Annotated in this window: 2 protein-coding genes; both read right to left on the bottom strand. The window is 71.7% G+C overall.

The genetic code is table 11. The features are described from left to right. Positions 1–123 precede the first annotated feature (123 nt). Entirely contained in the window at positions 124–1,551 is a 1,428-nt protein-coding gene (locus VGV13_01605; protein ID HEV8639780.1) for an AMP-binding protein, read from the bottom strand. 7 nt (positions 1,552–1,558) lie between these two features. Next, positions 1,559–2,784: UbiD family decarboxylase (locus VGV13_01600; GenBank protein HEV8639779.1), on the bottom strand; the 1,226-nt coding region annotated here is incomplete at its 5' end.

Below are 2,784 nucleotides of genomic sequence, written 5' to 3'. Positions count from 1 at the left end.
GGCGCCCCGCGCCTTCGCATCCGTGGCGACGCGCGGCGACGTGGGCGATCGCGGCCAAGAACCGGCGGACGCCGATACCCCCGGGGGGATGACATTTTCACGTTGCAGTAAGGGATGACATTTTCATTGACCAGCGACAGGGGAGGCTGTTCCGCCGGCGAGCAGGCGCGACTTGAGTATCTTCCCCGTCGCCGCGCGGGGCAATCGGTCGAGGATGGTCACGCGCCGCGGATACTTGAACCCGGCCAGGCGCTGCTTGCAGAACGTGACGAGCGCCTCGGGCTGCTCGCGCGTGCCATCGCGCAGGGCGACGAAGGCGACGACCTCTTCGCCCAGCTCGGCGTGGGGCTCGCCCACGACGGCCGCCTCCGCGACCGACGGATGCGCCAGCAACACCGCTTCGATCTCCTGAGGGAACACCGAGTAGCCGCCTCTCAAGATGCGCTCACGCTTGCGGCCCTCGAGGCGGACGTAGCCGTCGGGGCGCACCGTCGCCAGGTCGCCGGTCCTGAACCATCCGTCGGCCAGGACCGCGCGCGTCTCCTCGGGCGCGCCGAAGTAGCCGTCCAGGGCCGCCGGCGTGCGGATCAGCAGCTCGCCGGCCGCGCCCGGAGGCAGCGGCCGCCCGTCGTCGTCCACGATGCGCACCTCCACGCCCGGCACCGGCCGGCCGATGGCGTCTGAGAAATCGGCCGGCTCGCCGGCGAGATAGGAGATCGGGCGGAACAGCTCGGTCATCCCGTACCCGCGCAGGATCCTCACGCCGATGCGCTCGCGCCACTCGCGCGCCAGCTCCCACGGGCAGGGCGCGGCGCCGGAGACGCAGAGCCGGAGGCCCGGGAGCGCAGCGTCCGTGAGCGCCGGCGAATCGAGCACGCGACGGAACATCGTCGCCACGCCGGGGAAGACGCTGATGCGATGCGTGTGGATCGCGGCCACTACCGCCTTGGGGGCGAAGCGCTCGAGGAGCACCGCGCGGGCGCCGGCCAGGAGCGGCGCCAGCAAGGCGCCGTTCAGCCCGAACGAGTGGGAGAGCGGCAGGACCGCCAGCACGGCGTCGTCGGGGCGCAGCGCCATCACCGGTCCCATCCACGACTCGACCGCGACGGCCAGCGCCCGGTGGGAGAGCATCGCGCCCTTGGGCGCGCCGGTGCTCCCCGACGTGTAGAGGATCAGCGCGGGCGCGTCCACCTCGGCGACGGTCGCCCAGTCCGCCTCGTCGCCCAGGACCTCATGGGCGACGACGCTCGGCCGGAGGTCGTCGAGGACGGCGCGCCGTTCGTCGGCGCTGAGCAGCGGGTCGAGCGGCACCACGGTCGCACCGAGCTTCAACCCGCCCAGCAGCGCCACGGCGAACGGCCAGCGATTCGGGATGGCCAGCGCGATCCGGTCGCCCGGCTTCACGCCGCGGTGGGCCAGGAACCGCGCGAAGCCGCCCGCCTGCCGGTCGAGCTGCGCATGGGTGAGCGCGCCGCCCTCCCACATCAGGGCGGGGGCGTCGGGTGACCTGCGCGCGGCGGCTTCGAGGAGCCGGGCGAAGTTCTCCGCCACGGGATGCCTAGGGCAGGTCGCGCTTGAGGTCGATCCGCTCCCAGACCTCGGGCGGCACCCGGTGGCGCGGCGTGTAGGCGCCGAGCGACGGCTTGGCCGTCGCGTCCACGCCCCACTTCGCGGTGTAGCCGTCCTCCTTGGTCGAGGGGTCGAGGTCGGAACCGCGCGCGTGGGTGACGATCGTGATGTCGCGATCGGGCTGGCAGCGCGTCGCGATCGCCCAGTTCACCTGCCGGTCGTCGAAGACGTCCACGTCGTGATCGACCACCACCACGCGTTTCATGTAGAGATCGGCGCCCAGCACCGCCAGGATCGCGTTCTTGGCCTGGCCGGGGATGCGCTGCTCCAGCGCGACGTAGCACGTAAACGGCGCCGGCACGCGCACCGCCTTGACCGTGGGCACCATCGCCCGGACCGCGCGGTAGAGGTTGGCCTCGATGGGGATCGTCGAGAGCAGCAGGTGATCGAGGTGGGCCACGGTGATGTCCTGGAAGATCGCGTCGCGCCGGTGCGTGATCGCCTTGACCTTGACGACCTCGCGCTGGCGCTCCCCCAGGCTGTAGCCGGTGAACTCGCCGAAGGGCCCCTCGGCGGTGCGCTGGTGGGGCAGGATCTCCGCCTCGATCACCATCTCGGCGTGCGCGGGCACGAGCACGCCGGAGGTCTCGCAGCGGACCAGCTCGAGCGGCTCGCCGAAGAGCCCGCCGATGATGGCGCGCTCGTCCTCGTCCACCGAACCGATGGCCAGCGCCCCCAGCGCGATGGCCGGGTGGACGCCGATGGCGAAGGCCACCGGCAGCGGCTCATCACGCGACTCCGCGATCCGGTGGAACTCCCACAGGTGCTTTCCGAGCGTGAGGTGGATCGACGTGGTGTCGCGCCCCTTGAGCATGAGGCGGTTGTAGGCGCAGTTCCAGACCTCCGCGGTCGGGTCCCTGGCGAATGAGACCGCCGCGGTGAGGAAGACGCCGGCGTCGCCCTCGTGGTGGACGATCTGGGGCAGGTCCTGGAGGTTGATGTGGCCGCCCTCGAGGACGACCTCCTTCACGGGCCCGGTGGCCACGACGCGCGGCGGGATGGGCTTGTCCATCGCGTGGAGATAGCTCGGGAGCAGCTGGTCGGGCGCCGCGTTGATGGCCAGCGCCAGTCGCGCGCGGCTGGCGTGGAGGTTGGTGAGGACGGGGAAGCGTGTCCCTTTCACCTTCTCGAAGAGAAACACCGGGCGGCGCTTCA

It is taken from the genome of Candidatus Methylomirabilota bacterium, from assembly GCA_036001065.1.
Taxonomy (GTDB): Bacteria; Methylomirabilota; Methylomirabilia; order Rokubacteriales; family CSP1-6; genus MNEF01.
This window is presented reverse-complemented; position numbering and strand designations above follow the sequence as displayed.